This window comes from Streptosporangium sp. NPDC048886 (assembly GCF_055586905.1).
Genome location: NZ_JBVJHH010000029.1, coordinates 75,151 through 90,423, shown reverse-complemented (window position 1 = coordinate 90,423; position 15,273 = coordinate 75,151). Strand labels below are relative to the sequence as shown.

The 15,273-nt window shown below is 71.9% G+C and carries 18 protein-coding genes; 5 read left to right on the top strand and 13 right to left on the bottom strand.

Annotated elements, in window-relative coordinates; genetic code table 11:
- The first annotated feature begins 6 nt into the window (after window positions 1–6).
- A complete protein-coding gene (locus tag ACZ6R6_RS31640; protein WP_470099520.1) occupies window positions 7–1,149 on the top strand; it encodes an Mrp/NBP35 family ATP-binding protein in 1,143 nt (380 codons plus the stop codon).
- 96 nt (window positions 1,150–1,245) lie between these two features.
- On the opposite strand, the gene ACZ6R6_RS31635 is transcribed toward ACZ6R6_RS31640, so the two are convergent.
- The 5 genes from ACZ6R6_RS31635 to sigE form a co-directional block, all read right to left on the bottom strand.
- Window positions 1,246–1,617 carry a sec-independent translocase gene (locus tag ACZ6R6_RS31635; RefSeq protein WP_470099518.1) on the bottom strand — a complete coding sequence of 124 codons (372 nt, stop codon included), beginning with the start codon at window positions 1,615–1,617 and terminating at the stop codon, window positions 1,246–1,248.
- Window positions 1,618–1,722: 105 nt separating this feature from the next.
- The gene (locus ACZ6R6_RS31630; protein ID WP_470099516.1) at window positions 1,723–3,270 is read right to left on the bottom strand and encodes a S1C family serine protease; all 1,548 of its coding nucleotides are present in this window, start codon (window positions 3,268–3,270) and stop codon (window positions 1,723–1,725) included.
- A 95-nt stretch (window positions 3,271–3,365) separates the two neighbouring features.
- Window positions 3,366–4,379, bottom strand: coding sequence for a sigma-E factor regulatory protein RseB domain-containing protein (locus ACZ6R6_RS31625; protein ID WP_470099514.1), 1,014 nt, complete (start codon window positions 4,377–4,379; stop codon window positions 3,366–3,368).
- Window positions 4,376–4,906: an anti-sigma factor family protein gene (locus ACZ6R6_RS31620; protein WP_470099512.1), complete on the bottom strand. Its 531-nt coding sequence runs from the start codon at window positions 4,904–4,906 to the stop codon at window positions 4,376–4,378. The genes ACZ6R6_RS31625 and ACZ6R6_RS31620 overlap by 4 nt, the downstream gene beginning before the upstream one ends.
- A gap of 52 nt (window positions 4,907–4,958) precedes the next feature.
- Window positions 4,959–5,591, bottom strand: a complete 633-nt coding sequence (gene sigE, locus ACZ6R6_RS31615; protein ID WP_306864126.1) for an RNA polymerase sigma factor SigE — start codon at window positions 5,589–5,591, stop codon at window positions 4,959–4,961.
- Window positions 5,592–5,762: 171 nt separating this feature from the next.
- Here sigE and ACZ6R6_RS31610 point away from each other — a divergent pair, with 171 nt between their 5' ends.
- Window positions 5,763–6,413, top strand: a complete 651-nt coding sequence (locus tag ACZ6R6_RS31610) for an O-methyltransferase (protein WP_470099509.1) — start codon at window positions 5,763–5,765, stop codon at window positions 6,411–6,413.
- On the opposite strand, the gene ACZ6R6_RS31605 is transcribed toward ACZ6R6_RS31610, so the two are convergent.
- Both ACZ6R6_RS31605 and ACZ6R6_RS31600 read right to left on the bottom strand, forming a co-directional pair.
- Entirely contained in the window at window positions 6,403–7,869 is a 1,467-nt protein-coding gene (locus ACZ6R6_RS31605; RefSeq protein WP_470099507.1) for a leucyl aminopeptidase, read from the bottom strand. The genes ACZ6R6_RS31610 and ACZ6R6_RS31605 overlap by 11 nt on opposite strands.
- A gap of 176 nt (window positions 7,870–8,045) precedes the next feature.
- Window positions 8,046–8,213, bottom strand: coding sequence for a DUF3117 domain-containing protein (locus ACZ6R6_RS31600; RefSeq protein WP_012894793.1), 168 nt, complete (start codon window positions 8,211–8,213; stop codon window positions 8,046–8,048).
- 189 nt (window positions 8,214–8,402) lie between these two features.
- On the opposite strand from ACZ6R6_RS31600, the gene ACZ6R6_RS31595 reads away from it, so the two are divergent.
- On the top strand, window positions 8,403–9,185 hold the full coding sequence (locus ACZ6R6_RS31595) for a PaaX family transcriptional regulator (protein WP_470099505.1): 783 nt from the start codon (window positions 8,403–8,405) through the stop codon (window positions 9,183–9,185).
- Window positions 9,186–9,198: 13 nt separating this feature from the next.
- Window positions 9,199–9,981 (top strand): enoyl-CoA hydratase-related protein, encoded by a 783-nt coding sequence (locus ACZ6R6_RS31590; RefSeq protein WP_470099503.1) that lies wholly within the window; start codon window positions 9,199–9,201, stop codon window positions 9,979–9,981.
- Between the two features lie 76 nt (window positions 9,982–10,057).
- On the opposite strand, the gene ACZ6R6_RS31585 is transcribed toward ACZ6R6_RS31590, so the two are convergent.
- Complete coding sequence (locus ACZ6R6_RS31585; RefSeq protein ID WP_470099501.1) at window positions 10,058–10,615, bottom strand: DNA-3-methyladenine glycosylase I; 558 nt, start codon at window positions 10,613–10,615, stop codon at window positions 10,058–10,060.
- Window positions 10,612–11,265, bottom strand: coding sequence for a hypothetical protein (locus ACZ6R6_RS31580; RefSeq protein WP_470099499.1), 654 nt, complete (start codon window positions 11,263–11,265; stop codon window positions 10,612–10,614). Before ACZ6R6_RS31580 ends, ACZ6R6_RS31585 begins: the two co-directional genes overlap by 4 nt.
- A gap of 41 nt (window positions 11,266–11,306) precedes the next feature.
- On the opposite strand from ACZ6R6_RS31580, the gene ACZ6R6_RS31575 reads away from it, so the two are divergent.
- Window positions 11,307–11,606, top strand: a complete 300-nt coding sequence (locus tag ACZ6R6_RS31575; RefSeq protein ID WP_470099497.1) for a hypothetical protein — start codon at window positions 11,307–11,309, stop codon at window positions 11,604–11,606.
- Here ACZ6R6_RS31575 and ACZ6R6_RS31570 read toward each other — a convergent pair.
- The 4 genes from ACZ6R6_RS31570 to ACZ6R6_RS31555 all read right to left on the bottom strand — a co-directional run bounded on the left by ACZ6R6_RS31570 (window position 11,583) and on the right by ACZ6R6_RS31555 (window position 15,273).
- On the bottom strand, window positions 11,583–12,170 hold the full coding sequence (locus ACZ6R6_RS31570; protein WP_470099495.1) for an LOG family protein: 588 nt from the start codon (window positions 12,168–12,170) through the stop codon (window positions 11,583–11,585). The genes ACZ6R6_RS31575 and ACZ6R6_RS31570 overlap by 24 nt on opposite strands.
- A 9-nt stretch (window positions 12,171–12,179) precedes the next feature.
- On the bottom strand, window positions 12,180–12,974 hold the full coding sequence (locus ACZ6R6_RS31565) for an LOG family protein (protein ID WP_470099493.1): 795 nt from the start codon (window positions 12,972–12,974) through the stop codon (window positions 12,180–12,182).
- A gap of 214 nt (window positions 12,975–13,188) precedes the next feature.
- Complete coding sequence (gene dapE / locus ACZ6R6_RS31560) at window positions 13,189–14,250, bottom strand: succinyl-diaminopimelate desuccinylase (protein ID WP_470099491.1); 1,062 nt, start codon at window positions 14,248–14,250, stop codon at window positions 13,189–13,191.
- A gap of 141 nt (window positions 14,251–14,391) precedes the next feature.
- Window positions 14,392–15,273, bottom strand: a complete 882-nt coding sequence (locus ACZ6R6_RS31555; protein ID WP_470099489.1) for a 2,3,4,5-tetrahydropyridine-2,6-dicarboxylate N-succinyltransferase — start codon at window positions 15,271–15,273, stop codon at window positions 14,392–14,394.

Here is a 15,273-nt window from a genome sequence, read left to right as displayed (position 1 = left end):
ATTTCGATGGCACCTACCCCGGAACTGGTGATGGCCGCTCTCGCGACCGTCAACGACCCTGAGATCCGTCGGCCGATCACCGAAATCGACATGGTCAAGAGCGTCGACATCTCCCCCGACGGGATGGTGCGCGTCGGGATCTTCCTCACCGTGTCGGGCTGTCCGCTGAAGGACACCATCACCCGTGACGTCACCTCCGCGGTCTCCAAGATCGACGGTGTGAGCGGCGTCCAGGTCGAGATGGACGTGATGAGCACCGAGCAGCGCAAGGCGCTGCAGACCAAACTGCGCGGCAACAGGGGGCCCGAGAAGGAGATCCCCTTCGCCCAGGCGGGCTCGCTGACCCGTGTCTTCGCGGTCGCCTCGGGCAAGGGCGGTGTCGGAAAGTCCTCCGTCACCGTCAACCTGGCCGCCGCGATGGCCGCCAACGGCCTCAAGGTCGGCGTCGTGGACGCCGACATCTACGGCCACAGCATCCCCCGCATGCTCGGCGTCTCCGAGCGCCCCACCAAGGTCGAGGACATGATCATGCCGCCGGTGGCGCATGACATCAAGGTGATCTCGGTCGGCATGTTCAAGCCGGAGGGCAACACCCCGGTCGTGTGGCGCGGCCCGATGCTGGACCGGGCACTGCACCAGTTCCTCGCCGACGTCTACTGGGGCGACCTCGACGTCCTGCTGATGGACCTGCCCCCGGGCACCGGCGACATCGCGATCTCGGTCGCGCAGCGGATGCCGTCGGCCGAGATCCTCGTGGTGACCACCCCGCAGCAGGCCGCCGCCGAGGTGGCCGAGCGGGCCGGGTCGATCGCCGTGCAGACCCACCAGCAGATCGCCGGCGTCATCGAGAACATGTCCTGGCTGCCCTGCCCGCACTGCGACGAGCGGATCTCCGTCTTCGGCGAGGGCGGCGGCCAGACCGTGGCCGACGCGCTCACCCGCACCCTCGGCGCCCGCGTGCCGCTCCTCGGCCAGGTGCCGATCGACATGCGGCTGCGCGAGGGCGGCGACGAGGGCAAGCCGCTGGTGCTCAGCGACCCCGACGCCCCGGCGGCCGTCGAGCTGGGCCGCATCGCCGCCGGCCTGAGCAAGAAGTCGGGCAGCCTCAAGGGCATGCAGCTCGGCATCTCCCCCACCAGGGGCCGCTGACCGCACGGCGGACAGCGAGAGGCGCCCTCCTCGGGGAGGAGGGCGCCTCTCGTCGTGTCAGGGCCGCGACCCCCGGGGCCCGGGTCAGGGCCGGGGTCAGGTCGCCTCCGAGTCGTACGGCGGGAGCTCACCGTAGCCGAGCTCACCGGCCGCCTCGGCCGCGTAGGAGTCGGCGTAGGCAGGGGCCGTGGCCACCGCGGCGGCCGCGGGGCGGTTCCAGTCGTCCTCCAGGTCACCGGTGAGGTGCTTGCGGACGAAGTTCTTCGGGTTGAGGTCGGCCGGGTCGAAGTCGGCGAACTCCGGGCCCAGCCCGGCCTGCAGGTCGCTCTTGGCGTTGTTGGCCATCTGACGGAGGTTGCGCAGCGTCTTGCCCGCCTGCGCGGCGGCCTGGGGCAGCTTCTCCGGGCCGAAGACGAGAAGGGCGATGACCACCAGCGCCACGATCTCAGGCCAGCCGAGTCCGAACACGGTGATCTCCTACCGGGACAACGCTAGGGCGGCTCCCCGGGCATACACCCGGAGAGCTTCCAGACTAATGCCCTCAAGCCCTAGCATGCACCCGCACGTCGCTGGTCAGGAGGGCTGGGGCGTGGGCTGGGCGGCCGCCGCGCCGACGATCACAGTGGCCGTCTTCTCCTGGCCACCGCGCTGGAACTTGATCGCCAGCTTCTCGCCGGGCGCCTTGTTCCGGATCAGCGCGATCAGCTCGGTGCTGTCCTGCACCACCGTGCCGTTGATCTCCAGGATGACGTCGCCGGGCTTGAGACCCGCCTTGTCGGCGGGGCCGTCCGGCTCGATCGGACGGGTGCCCTGCCTGACCTCGCTGTCGATGCGGACCCCGGCGCCCTGGTAGGTCTGGTCGATGGTGATGCCGATGCGCGACTTCTTGGCGACGCCGGTGGTGACCAGCTCCTCGGCGATGCGGCGCGCGTGGTTGACCGGGATGGCGAAGCCGAGGCCGATGCTGCCGCTCTGGCCGCCGGCCGACCTGCCGAGGGTGGCGATCGCCGAGTTGACCCCGATGACCTCGCCGTTGGCGTTGACCAGCGGACCGCCGGAGTTGCCGGGGTTGATGGCGGCGTCGGTCTGGATGGCGCTGAGCCAGGTGGTGTCGGAGCTGTTCTCCTCCCCCGCCTGGACCGGGCGGTTGAGCGAGCTGACGATGCCGGAGGTGACGGTGCCGACCAGGCCCAGCGGGGAGCCGATGGCCACCACCGGGTCGCCGACGACCACGTTGTCGGAGTTGCCGAGGCTGATCTCCGGGGCGCCGAAGGTCTCCTCGGGCTTGACCACCGCGAGGTCGGACTCGGGGTCACGGCCGATGATCCGGGCGGCGGTGGACTTGCGGTTGTTGAACTGGATCTGGATCTCGCCGCCCGGCGCGGCCGCGGCGACCACGTGGTTGTTCGTCACCACGTAGCCTCCCTTGATCAGGAAGCCGGAGCCGGTGCTCGCGCTGGTGCCGCCGTCGACGGCCAGGGAGACCACGCTGGGCAGCACCTTGGCGGCCACCCCGGCGATCGAGTCCGGGGGCCGGGAGTTGGTGCCGGTCGGCGCCTTGCCCAGGGTGAAGGAGGGGTCGCGGCCCGAGACGGAGGGCCGGGTGAGCAGGTAGGTGCCGACGCTGCCCAGCGTCGAGGCCAGCAGCGCGATCACCACGGCGAGGACGACCAGCGTGCTGGTGCGCGGCCCGCGCCGGGCGGGGACCGCCATGCCCGCGAAGGGGCCGGGAGGCGGCGCCCAGCCGGGGCCCATGCCGAACGCCTGGGAGGGCGGGGGAGGCGGGCTCCCCGGCACGGCGAAGACCGCCGTGTCCTGGCGCACCCGGCCCGACGGGTCGCCCCAGCCGCCCTGGCCGGGCTGCTCGCCCCGGTCGCCGGACCCGGGCAGCCCGGTGCCGCCCTGCTGCCCGCCCTGGCCCCACCTGCCCTGGCCCGGCTGCTCACCCAACTGGCTCCAGCCGTCGTCACGGGGCTGCCCGTCGTATGAGGGGGCCGCCTCGCCGGCGGGCAGGAAGTCCGGGCGGGAGGGCTCCGGGGCCTGGCCTCTGTCGTCGGTGAAGTCCGACGGCGTACGCCCCTCAGCACCGTGCGCCTCGTGGGTACGGCTCTCGTCGGTCATCGAATATTCACCATTCCTTGCCTCGCATGAGGCCACTCACTGGGACGCCCCGACAATCTTCCCCTGAGTGGGATACGAGAGATGTAAAGCGCGCCCTACCCGAAGGGGTTGACCCATGACAGGAGACGGTCGGCGCCTCGGCCGAGCCGTGTCCACAGGCTGGGCAGGGGCTCGTGCGGCAGCGCCGCGACGGCGGCGTCGACCATGTCGGCCGGAGCGTCCGCGAAGACGGTGTAGACATGACCCCCACTCGCCCAGATCGTCTCCTGCTCGGCTGAGTCCCGGATCCAGATCGTATGCCCGTTGCGCTGTCGAGCATGCCACCCGCGGAGCCGTTCTTCATCAAGCACCCCAGGCTGGATGAAGACCGACACGACTGACAAGCCATCCGAATATCCCAGATACAAGTATCCAGGAGAGGCGTCGTGGGCGGCGAACAGCTCAAGGCGGCCGGGCAGGACGTCGGGGAAGCGCCAGCCCCGGGCCAGCAGGGCGGGTGTCCGCCCGAGGTCGAACCCCCCGGCGGCGAGCGCGGGGGCGGCGGCCTTCCGCGCCGGCTCAAGGGTCAGGTCGACGAAGGCGCCGGCGTGGACGACCCTGCCGCGGCCGTCGAGCAGTTCCCGGCGCAGCACCGGCCCCCCGGCCTCGTCGAGCCAGTAGCGGGCGGCGACCGTGCCGTCGGCGCGCACGGCGTGGACGAGGCGGGCCGGCCGGCCGCAGACGCGCCCCTCGCCCACGGCTACGACCCGGTAGTTGCGGGCCAGCACCTCCAGCATGGTCTCGGAGGGGGTGGACATGCCGCCGGCGGGGGTGGCGGGGTCCACCCGCTGCAGCAGACCCGACGGCTGGGCGTGCACGGTCAGCCCCTCACCGGGGACGTTGCGGACCTCCAGCACCGAGGAGACCGAGCCCGAACGGCCCCAGGCGGTGACGTACTGGGTGCCGGAGTATCCGCGGGCACGGCCCGCGACGGCCGCCTCGCGCAGCAGGTGCAGGCCGGTGTCGTCGCTGTCGGACTCGTCCGGCTGGACGGCGTGCGCCGGACCGCCCATCACCAGTCCGAGCAGCATGACGGCCGCGAGGACGACGGTGACGGGCAGCCGGATCACGGAGTGGGGGAGAAGGTCGGCGTCGCCGACCCTCCGTAGGGCGCGGTGTTGCGGTGCTGGTTGGCGAACATGTCGACCGGCGGCACGACGCGCGGGCCGGGCTCGGAGCCGCCCACGACGAACAGCGTGCCGATCGCCACGGCGGCGGAGGCGACGCCCACCGCGACATAGCCCGCCCGCCTCGCCCGGCGGGGGCCTCCGGCGCGGCCCCGGGGCCGGTTGTCCGGCGGCGCGATGCTGTGCATGCTCGGGATCGGCGCGCCGCCGAACGTCCGCGAGCTCGGGAACGGCCGCTCACGCGGCGGTAACGGGCCGCCGGGCTCGGCCATCCGCAGCAACGACATCGTCAGGTCGGCGGGCATCGCGGGCCCGTCCAGGGATCGCAACCGGCTCTTCAGCGCCCGCACGGACTCGACCTCGGCCCGGCAGTCCGCGCAGAAGGTCAGATGTGACAGGGCACGGTCGCGCTCATGGTGATTGAGCTCACCGTCGACCAGTGCGGAAACACGCTCTCCAAGATGACTCATGCCCACTCCTTGCCAAGCGGCCCGTCGTGACATTCGTCATGACTGTGGTCTCTCATGCGAATCCCTCCCCGCGGGTGGCGGTCGGGGGGAACTGGTCGCCGCGGGGCGCGCGGTGCTCCAGCGCCTCGCGCAACTGCGCCCGGCCGCGGTGGATGCGGCTGCGGACCGTGCCGAGCTTCACGCCCAGCGTGGCGGCGATCTCCTCGTAGGACAGCCCCTCGATGTCACACAGGACAACGGCCGCGCGGAACTCGGGCGCGAGCGCGTCGAGTGCCGCCTGGATGTCCGGCTCCAGATGGGTGTCGTCGTACGCCTGGGCGGGGGACGGCTCGCGCCCGCGCAGCCGCTCGGCGGCGTCGTCGGCGAGCCCCTCGAACCTGATGCGCTGCTTGCGCCGCGCCATGTCGAGGAACAGGTTGGTGGTGATGCGGTGCAGCCAGCCCTCGAAAGTGCCGGGCGTGTAGTTCGACAGGGACCTGAAGACCCGGACGAACACCTCCTGGGTGAGGTCCTCGGCGTCGTGCACGTTGCCGGTCAGCCGATAGGCCAGCCGATATACGCGCGCCGAGTGATTCCTGACCACCTCCTCCCAGGTGGGAGGCGTCCAGTCAGACATGGGAGCATCCGTCTGGTGGTCGGAATCCTCCACCAGCACTCCTCTCTCCGGGACCACCGCTATCGCCATAGTGCCTGGTTTCGTCCCTTCGTGCGCACTCACTACCTTCAGGACCGGCAAAGGCCGCTTAAACCGTGCAACGCACCGGGCGTGACATGAGTTCCCGATCGGGCCTGCCTCCCTTAGGCTGCGACCCAGTGCCTATATGACTGTGTACGGAGAAAGCGGGAGGAGAGGCCGATGGCAGAGACGCCGACAAGTCCGTTGGAGGCCACTCTGGCCTATGCCGAAGAGTTCCACACGGAGGATGAGATCCTGCTCACCGCGCGTCAGCGCGGCGCGGAGGTGGGAGCGCCCCCGATCCTGCCCGGCGGCGGCGCCGCCCTCTGCTTCCTCGCCACCGCCGTCAACGCCCGCGCGGTCGTGGAGATCGGCACCGGCTGCGGCGTGTCCGGCCTGTGGCTGCTCCGTGGCATGCGCCAGGACGGCACGCTCACCAGCGTGGACGTGGAGCCGGAGCACCAGCGCCTGGCCCGGCAGAGCTTCGCCCAGGCGGGTTTCTCCGGCGGCCGGATCAGGCTGATCACCGGCCGTGCCCTGGACGTCCTGCCCCGCCTGTCCGACGGCGGCTACGACCTGGTCTTCTGTGACGCCGCCAAGCAGGAGTACGGCGACTACCTGGCCGAGGCCGTCCGCCTGCTGCGCCCCGGCGGCGTCGTGGTCTTCGACGGCACCCTGTGGCGCGACAGGGTCGCCGACCCCGCCCGGCGCGACCCGGACACCGTCGCCGTGCGGGAGCTGGGCAAGCTGGTCCGGGCCGACGAACGGCTCCGCCCGCTGATGATCCCCCTCGGCGACGGCATCCTGGCCGCCGTCAAACTCACCGACTAGAGAGCCACTCCAGCAGCAGGCGCACGCCGTAGCCGGTGGCGCCCTTGCTGAAGACGCCCTCGTCCGCGCCGCTGCGGCCGACCCCGGCGATGTCCAGGTGCGCCCACGGCCGCTTGCCGGTGAACTCGCGCAGGAACAGCGCCGCGGTGATGGAGCCCGCGCCGTAGGACGATCCGACCTCGATGTTGGCCAGGTCGGCCACGCTGGAGTCGAGGGCGGGGACGTAGTCGTCGATCAGCGGCATCCGCCAGAGCCGCTCGCCGGTGCTCTCGCCCGCCGCGGTCAGCTCGGCGGCCAGATCGTCGTCGGAGGCGAAGACGGCGCCGAGGTCCTTGCCGAGGGCGATGGCGATCGCCCCGGTCAGCGTGGCGATGTCCACCATGACGTCCGGGTCGAGCTCGGCGTCGGCGTAGGCCAGCGCGTCGGCCATCACCAGGCGGCCCTCGGCGTCGGTGTTGAGCACCTCGACGGTCCGCCCGCCGTACTGGGTGATCACGTCCGAGGGGCGCTGGGCCGCGCCGGAGAAGGAGTTCTCGGCGGCGGCGATCAGGCCGGTGACCCTGACCCGCACGCCGAGGGAGGCCAGCGCGCCCAGGACCGCGATCACGACCGCGCCGCCGGCCATGTCGGTCTTCATGAACTTCATGCCCTCGGTCGGCTTGAGCGACAGGCCGCCGGTGTCGTAGGTGATGCCCTTGCCGACCAGGACCACGTGCCCGGTCGCGTCCTCGGGCTCGTAGGAGAGCTGGATCAGGCGGGGCGGACTCACCGAGCCCTGGCCGACGGCGACGATGCCGCCGAACCCGCCGGAGCGCAGCTCCTGCTCGTCCCACACCTTCGCGGTGACGCCCTGCTCGAGGGCGCGCTCGGCGAGCCAGGCGGGGGTCTTCACCGAGGAGGGCATGTTGGCCAGGTCCCTGGCGAGCGCGACGGCCCTGGCGACCACCTCGCCCCTGGCGATCTCGGCCTCGGCTCCGTCGCCGACGAACTCGACCAGCGCCACCGGCGTGGACTTCGCCTCGCCGATCCGGAAGGTGTAGGTGGCCAGCAGCGCGCCCTCCACGAACGCGGCCACCGGCCCCTCCGGCAGCACGACCCTGATCGCGTCCTTGCCCCTGCCCCGCCTGGCCACCGCCGCGCCGGCCTTGCGCAGCGCGGCGGCCGAGCCGTCCCCCACCCCGTAGAGCAGCACCCGGCCGACGGCGTCGCCGTTGGCGACGGGGACGTCGACGATCTCCCCGGCCTCGCCCTTGGCCTCGTAGTGGGCCAGCAGCGCGGCGGCGGGCAGCGGTAGCTCCACCTCGGGCGCGAGGTCGGCCCCGAAGGGGACCGCGAGCAGCCGGGCGTCCCCGGCGGCGGGGCTCTGGGCGCCCCCGCCCTCCCGGGAGACCGCTCCGGCGGACAGACCCTGCCCGTAAGGAGTACGGGGCAGTAGTGAATAGGGCGATATGGGCATGCGAACTCCAGTCATCATCCGGGGAGAACACCGCGGCCCTGGCGCGAGCCGCCGTTGGGCGGTCCGACGGCCAGGGCCGTGTTCATCGGTCGCGGTCGCGTGGGCCGTAGCGGCTGTCGCGCGCTCCAAGCAAGATCGAAAAGACCCGGCCACACCGCTTGAATCTCAGATCGGGATCAGACGACGACCTTCTTCAATTCCTCACCAAGGGCACTGGCTTCGTCTGCCGAGAGTTCGACGACGAGCCGGCCGCCACCCTCCAGAGGGACCCGCATGACGATTCCCCTGCCTTCTTTGACGACCTCCAGCGGACCATCACCGGTCCTCGGCTTCATAGCCGCCATGCGTGTATCCCTTCCTGCTTCGGGCTCCGGATCTCCGACTGACCCGAGGGTGGCCGACGCATTCACGTCTTCTGTGATGTCCTATTATCCCGTCTCCGCGCTGGGAATGGGAACGATCAGCCCCAGCATCGACTCATCGGGCAATCAAGACCGTTGTCCGAGACCCTTCAGACGACCAAACTTGTCCTCGTGAACGCCCGCGCCGCTCTGTTCGATCTGTACGGGGACCATCTGCGGTCCCGGGGCGGTCGCGCGTCCGTAGCCGCTCTCGTCCGGCTGCTCGCACCTCTGGATATCGCCGCTCCCGCCGTCCGCACCGCCGTCTCGCGGATGGTGCGGCAGGGCTGGCTGGTCCCCGCCCGCCTGCCCCAGGGCCCCGGCTACGAGGTCACTCCCAGGTGCGTGCGCCGTCTCGACGAGACGGCGCTGAGAATTTACCGAGTTGGGACGATCACCTGGACGGGCCGGTGGCACGTGCTCGTGGTCGAGCCGGTGCGCGAGCGGCCCCGGCGCGACCGGCTCAAGGCCGACCTCGCCTTCCTCGGATACGCCCCGCTGTCGGAGACGACCTGGATAGGCCCGCGTCCCTCCCCCGAGCTCGGCCCGCTCCTGGCCGCCGAGGACGTCCGCGCCGACCGGTTCGACGCGGTGCTCGACGGCGACCCCAGGGCGCTGGTCGCCCGGACGTGGGACCTCGACGGCATCGGCGCGGCCTACGAGAAGTGGCTGGCCCAGGCGGTCGACCTGATCGACGCGCTGCCCCGCGACGCCGCCGACGACCAGGTGTTCGCCACCCGCAGCAGGCTGCTGCACGGCTGGCGCAACTTCCTGTTCCGCGACCCCGGGCTCCCCGCCGACCTCCTGCCGTCGGACTGGCCCGGTGAGAAGGCCAGAGCATACTTCGAGCAGGAGGCGGCCAGGCTGCTCCCCCGCGCCGCCGCGTTCGTCGACCGCCATCTCACCGATCCGTAGAAGGAGCCTTCCGTTGAACGACGTTCTCTACTCCGTCGACGACGCCGTCGCCACCATCACCATCGACCGGCCGGAGGCGATGAACTCGCTGACCGAACGGGCGAAGGCCGGCCTCCTCGAGGCGCTGACCATGGCCTCGCAGGCCTACAGCGTGCGGGCGGTGGTGCTGACGGGGGCGGGCCGGGCCTTCTGCGCGGGCCAGGACCTGAACGAGCACGCCGCCAACCTGGAGGCGGGCCGCGGCCTGAACGACACCGTGCGCACGCGCTACAACCCGATCATCCGCACCATCACCGAGATGGGCAAGCCGGTCGTCGCGGCGGTGAACGGCGTCGCCGCGGGCGCGGGCGCCTCCCTGGCCTTCGCCTGCGACCTGCGGATCGCCGCCGACAGGGCGAAGTTCGCGATGGCCTTCACCGCCATCGGCCTGGCCCCCGACTCCGGCGCCTCCTGGACGCTGCAGCGCCTGGTCGGCCCGGCCCGCGCGGCCGAGCTCCTGCTGCTCGGCGAGCCCTTCGACGCGGCCCGCGCGCTGGAGCTCGGGGTCGTCTCCAAGGTCGTCCCCGCCGACGAGCTGGCCGCCGCGGCCCGCGCGCTGGCCGTACGGCTGGCGCAGGGCCCGACGAGCGCCTACGCGGCCACCAAGCGGGCTCTGGAGTATGCCGCCAGCAGCTCCCTGGCCGACGCCCTGGCCATGGAGGCCGACCTCCAGGACGCCTGTGCCAAGACCGGCGACCATCTGGCGGCCACCCGCGCCTTCCTCAACAAGGAGCGTCCCGTCTTCGAGGGCCGCTAGGTCCTGCCCGCCGCCGCCGGCGCCGTCCGGCGCCGCCGCGCGGGCGACGGGTCACCGGCCCTGGGCCCGCCGGGCGTCACCGGCAGGAGTCGCGCACCCAGCAGTCGGCCAGATGGTCGTTGACCAGCCCGATGGCCTGCATCAGCGCGTAGGCGGTGGTGGGGCCGACGAACCGGAAGCCACGGGACTTGAGCTCCTTGGCGAGCGCCTTGGAGCCGGGGGTCTGGGCCGGCACGTCCGCCAGGGTCTTCGGCATGGTGGAGTCGGGGTCGGCGTGGCGCCAGACGAGGTCGGACAGGTCGACGTCCAGGGCGGCGCGCGCGTTGGCGACCGTGGCCTCGATCTTGGCCCGGTTGCGGACGATCCCGGTGTCGGCCAGCAGGCGGTCGACGTCGGAGTCGCCGAAGGCCGCCACGGCCGGGATCGAGAACCCGGCGAAGGCGGCCCGGAAGTTCTCCCGCTTGCGCAGGATCGTGATCCACGACAGGCCGGACTGGAACGCCTCCAGGGTGAGCCGCTCGAACACGCGGTCGTCGCCCTCGACCCTGCGGCCCCACTCCTCGTCGTGGTAGGCGATGTATTCGGGGGCCGAGCTCACCCAGCCGCAGCGGACGGGCTGCGCGGGCCCGGTCATCGCGCCTCCTCCGAGTCCGGCACGCCCGGCCGGTCGCGCTCCCAGCCGTCATCCGGGCGGTGCTCCCAGCCGCCTCCCCGGTCGCCGCCGTGGCCCACCTCGCCGTCGCGGCCGACCTCACCGTCAAGATCGACGGCGTCGCGGACACGGTCGGCGGCGTCACGGTCGTGGTCGGCGGCGGCGTCGCGGACACGGTCGGCTGCGTCGCGGTCGTGGTCGGCGGCGGCGTCACGGTCGGCGAGGGACTCCGGCAGCGCCTCGGACAGCTCGGGCAGCTCCATGGGCCCCTCGGGCTCGTGGTTGGTGCGCGGGCCGTCCGGCGGGCCGGCGTGGATCTCCCTGCGGGCCTGGAGCCGGAAGGCCAGCAGCTCCGACACCCGCTGCTCCAGGACCGCGATCCTGGTGTCGCGCTCGCCCAGCGCGTTCACGACCCGGTTCAGCGTCTCGTCCACGCTCTGCGTGTGATAGCCGACGAGGCTCACCGGCAGTTGCAGACTCAAGAGATCGACGGCGCCGAGCTGACCGGCGCCGGGCAGGTCGAGCGGAGGGACGTCGGGGGCGAACTCGCTCAGTTCGCCGCCCCGCCCCGTGGCGACCACCACCACACCCGCGAGAATGGCTACGGCGGCGAGAGCGAGTATGACCAGCACATACGAATCGTGCCACAACTCCCCTGATCTAGGATCGCGCCATGACAGCTCTCACGGTAATCGGCCCCGACGACCCGGGCGGACCGGACTGGGCCGAGGCCCACTCGATCGCCGAGATCGAGGAGCTCGTCCGGGCCGGGCGGACCGTCGCCGTCACGCCCGCCGCGCTGGCCGGAGACGACCAGGAGGCCGCGGAGCTCGCCGCGGCCTCGATCTGTGCCTGGGCCGGCGCCCGGGTCTTCCGCACCGCCCGCCCCGACCAGGTGCGGCTGGCGGTCGAGATGACCGAGTCCCTCGCCGGGCGGCGTCCGCCCGCGCTAACCCGCCGTGGCCTCGCCTAGCTCCTCGGCGCTCGGCACCAGGCGCGTGGTCCTCTTCTCCAGGTGCTGGAACGCCTCCTCGACCGTGGTGGTCCAGGAGATCGCGTCGAAGACGTTCGGCCGGGTGAAGCCCTCCTCGTGCATCCGCTCGACCAGGGTCCTCAGCGGCGCGTAGACGCCCCACGGGTCCAGCAGCACCAGCGGCTTGTCGTGCAGGCCGATCGTCCGCGCCGTCCAGATCTCGAACAGCTCCTCGAGCGTCCCGATGCCGCCGGGCAGCACCAGGAAGGCGTCGGAGCGGGCGTCCATGACGCCCTTGCGCTCACGCATGTCGGTGGTGACGACCAGCTCGTCGGAGTCTTCGTCGGCGACCTCGATATCCACCAGGGCCTGGGGGATCACCCCGACGGTCCGGCCTCCGCCCGCGCGTGTCGCCCGGGCCACCGCGCCCATGCAGGAGACCTTGGCACCGCCGCTCACCAGCGTGTGCCCGCGGCCGGCCAGCTCGGTGCCGACCTCCTCGGCCAGGGTCAGATACTTCTGGTCGATCTTCTGACTCGATGCCAGGAATACACATATGAACACAGGCAAACCCTATTGCGCGTCGCCGACCGTGTTCCGGGCCGCCCGCTGCTCCTCCCTGAGCCGCTCGACCCTGTTCCGGTCGGCGTCGGCGATGATCCGCACGGCCTCGTCCACGTCGTCGGTGAGGTGGACGAGGTCCAGGTCCGCCGGGGAGATCTTGCCGCTGGACACGAGGGTGTCCTTGATCCAGCCGATCAGCCCTCCCCAGAACTCCGTGCCCATCAGCACCACGGGGAAGGAGGTGACCTTGCGCGTCTGGACCAGCGTCAGCGCCTCGAACAGCTCGTCCATCGTGCCGAAACCGCCCGGCAGCGCGATGAAGCCGCAGGCGTACTTCACGAACATGGTCTTGCGGACGAAGAAGTAGCGGAACTCGATGCCGAGGTCCACGTACTCGTTCAGGTTCTGCTCGAAGGGGAGCTCGATGCCCAGGCCGACGGAGACCCCGCCCGCCTCCCTGGCCCCCCTGTTGGCCGCCTCCATGCAGCCGGGCCCGCCGCCGGTGATCACGGCGTAGCCCGCCTCGGAGAGTTTCCGGCCGATCTGGACGCCCAGCCCGTACTCGGGGGTGCCCTCGGGGGTCCGGGCGGACCCGAAGACGGTCACCGCCTGAGGCAGCTCGGCGAGCTGGCCGAAGCCCTCCACGAACTCCGCCTGGATGCGCATCACCCGCCACGGGTCCATGTGCAGCCAGTCGGCGGGCCCCCGGCGGTCGAGAAGCCGCTGGTCATGAGTGGATTCGGAGACGAGGTCGCCGCGGACCACGGCGCCTCCCTGACGGCGTTCCGGACGTGTCTTCTTCATGCCGGTCACCGTAGCGCCGACTTCGGAAAAATCTTGGAAAATCTCCGGGAAAACACGGAACCGGATTTCGCGGAGCCTGCGTCTAACTGCCGAGGGTGCTGCTCGGGACTGAAAGTGGCTTTCCCCGCCAAATGGCCGGCGAGGAAAGCCACTTTCATTTGTGTCCGGGCCAGGCGGCCGGTGCGCCCAGGTCAGACGGTCGGCCGCGGCGGGTTCAGCCCAGCCAGTCGAGCATTCTGCGCTCACAATCGGCGATCTTCTTCAGTGAGACGTACTCCCCGCGCTGATGCGCCAGATTCGGGTCGCCGGGACCGTAGTTCACCGCGGGGACTCCAAGGCTGGAGAACAGCGACACGTCGGTCCAGCCGAGTTTGGCCCTCGGGGCGCCGCCGACGGCCTCCAGGAAGGCCGCCGCCACCGGATGGGTCAGGCCGGGCCGCGCGGCCGCGGCCCCGTCGGTGAAGCGGACCTCGAAGCCGTCGAACACCTCGCTCACGTGCGCCTGGGCGGCCTCCAGCGACAGGTCGGGGGCGAAGCGGTAGTTGACGGTCACCACGCACTCGTCGGGGATCACGTTGCCCGCCACGCCGCCGCCGATCGCCACCGCGTTCAGGCCCTCGTGGTATTCCAGCCCGTCCACCACCGGCAGCCTGGCCTGGTAGGCGTTCAGGATCGCGAGCACCGGCTCGGCCGCGTGGACGGCGTTGACCCCGAGCCAGGACCTGGCGCTGTGAGCTCGCCTGCCGCGGGTGGTGATCTGGGCCCGGAGCGTGCCCTGGCAGCCGCCCTCGATCACACCGTCGGTGGGCTCCATGAGCACCGCGAAGTCACCGGCGAGCCAGTCCGGGTGCCTGCGGCTGAGCCGGAGCAGGCCGTTGCGCTCGGCCTCGATCTCCTCGCAGTCGTAGAAGACGTAGGTCACGTCCCTGCTCGGCGTCCGGAGCGCCGCCGCCAGCTTCAGCGCGACCGCGACGCCGGCCTTCATGTCCGAGGTGCCGCAGCCGTACAGCAGGTCGCCCTCGACCCGGCTGGGCAGGTTGTCGGCGACCGGGACGGTGTCGATGTGCCCGGCGATCACCACCCGCTCGCCGCGGCCCAGCTCGGTGCGGGCGACGATCGCCTCGCCGTCGCGGTGCACGCTCAGGTGCGGGAGAGACCGCAGTGCCTGCTCGACCGCGTCCGCCAGGGCCTTCTCGCCGCCGCTGACCGACTCGACGTCCACGATCAGCGCGGTGAGCGCTCCGACGTCCTGTGTGAGATCCAGACGCGTACTCATGCTCGCGACCCTATCCCCGCCCGTGGGTTACCGGAGGGGGTGGTGCGCATCGGCGAGCTGGCCGCGCCGGCCGGAGTCACGCCCACGACGGTCCGTCCCCGGCGCGGCGCAGGGTCGTCGAGCTCCTCGCGGGCTGACGCCTCACACGTTGACGCCGTGCTCGCGGAGGATCTCGTCGAGCTCCGCCCTATCGCGCCGCCCCTCACGCAGGCGCTTGAGCACCAGCACGCAGGGCAGCCCGAAGGTGCCGCCGGGGAACTCCCCGGCGCGGGTGCCGCCGACCGCCACGCACCAGTCGGGGATGCGGCCCCGGTCCAGCTCCTCGCCCGTCCGCACGTCGATGACCGGCATCGAGGCGGACAGGATCGTGCCGGCGCCGACCACGGCGCCCCTGCCCACCCGGGCCCCTTCGACGATCATCGCGCGGCTCCCGACCAGCGCGCCGTCCTCGACGACCGCCGGGGCCGCGCTCGGGGGCTCCGGCGCCCCGCCGACGCCCGCCCCGCCGGACAGGTGGACGTTCTCGCCGATCTGCGCGCACGAGCCGACCGCGGCCCAGGTGTCCACCACGGTCCCGGCGCCCACGTGGGCGCCGATGTCGACGAAGGAGGGCATCAGCACGGCGCCGGGCGCGATGTAGGCGCCCCAGCGGGCGATCGCCCCCGGCACCACGCGGACACCGTCGAAGGAGGTCTTCAGCGGGACGCGGTCATGGTGGTGGAAGTCGCCCACCTGGGACCGGGACATGCCGAGCACGAGGGAGGCCAGCAGGACGGCGCGCCTGGCCCGCTCGTCCACGACCACCTCACCGGCGGGGGAGACGGCGGCGGCCCTGGCCCTGCCGGTGTCGATCATGTCGACGGCGGCGACGACGACGCTCCGCGCCTCGGCGTCGCCGGGGCCCAGCTCGGCCCGGCGCTCCCACAGCTCGTCGACAGCCGCCGGCAGCGGGCTGCAATGGGTCTGGATCGTGACTCCTCCGCTCCCACGCGAAAGCGGCTTCTCGCCAGGCCGGACGGGCAT